The sequence below is a fragment of the Bacillus sp. DJP31 genome (assembly GCF_049310945.1).
Taxonomy (GTDB): domain Bacteria; phylum Bacillota; class Bacilli; order Bacillales; family SA4; genus Bacillus_BS.
Genome location: NZ_JBMERO010000095.1, coordinates 1 through 1,027, shown reverse-complemented (window position 1 = coordinate 1,027; position 1,027 = coordinate 1). Strand labels below are relative to the sequence as shown.

General features: G+C 37.6%; 1 protein-coding gene. It reads left to right on the top strand.

Features of this window, described 5'->3' with window-relative positions; translation table 11 throughout:
* Positions 1 to 104: 104 nt before the first annotated feature.
* Positions 105 to 1,027 (top strand): IS21 family transposase (gene istA, locus ACOI1C_RS22575; RefSeq protein WP_422512881.1); only part of this gene is annotated, 923 nt, incomplete at its 3' end.

Here is a 1,027-nt window from a genome sequence, read left to right as displayed (position 1 = left end):
TGTATATAGTACTCTAAAAGTGGACCACAGTAGTCATTGAAAATTCCCCCAGTATATAATAAACCCACAGATATATATTTCATAAATGTGGGGAGCTTGGAGAGTTGATTAAATTGAATAAGAAACAAGATGTCTTAATCATGCATTTAAGGGAGGGAAGATCACAGAGAGAGATTGCAAGGATAACAGGAATTGATCGTAAGACAGTTAGGAAGTATATCAACGAGTACGAAAGTAAGAAACAGGAGATTGAACAGTGCAACAACTCAGTCCATACAGGGGAATTAATTCAGGAGCTTGTAGAATCGCCGAAATATAAAGTTGGAATTCGTAATAAGAGAGTTATGACAAAGGAGATAGAACAAAAAATAGTAGACCATCTCCGTGAGAATGATGAAAAGCGTCAGAAAGGTCTGCGAAAACAACAAAAGAAACCCACAGATATCTTTGATGCGTTAGAAAGAGAAGGTATAGCGATAAGTTACAGTACCGTTCTTCGAACGATAAGAAAATTAGAGAAAAAGGTGAAAGAGGTTTTTGTCAAAGGATCTTATTTACCAGGAGGCATTTGTGAATTTGATTGGGGTGAAGTAAAGGTTCAGATTAATGGAAGATGGACAAAGCTCCAAATGGCAGTATTCACTTCAGCCTATGGAAATTACCGAATGGCTTTTTTATTCACTAAGCAGAAAACCGAGTGTTTCCAAGAAGCACATGCTCTATTCTTTAAAGAAGCTGGTGGAGTATATCAAACGATGGTCTATGACAACATGAAGGTAGCCGTCAAACGCTTTATTGGCACAGAAAAAGAGCCAACAGATGGGCTATTAAAACTATCCATTTATTATGGCTTTCAGTACCGTTTCTGTAATGCCCGCAGAGGTAATGAAAAAGGTCATGTCGAGCGTAGTGTAGAAGTGATACGAAGAAAAGCATTTGCTTTCCGAGACACTTTTGAAACAATTGAGGAAGCTAATCAATATCTATATGAGGTTTGTAATGGATTAAACCAAAAACCCCAGCCATC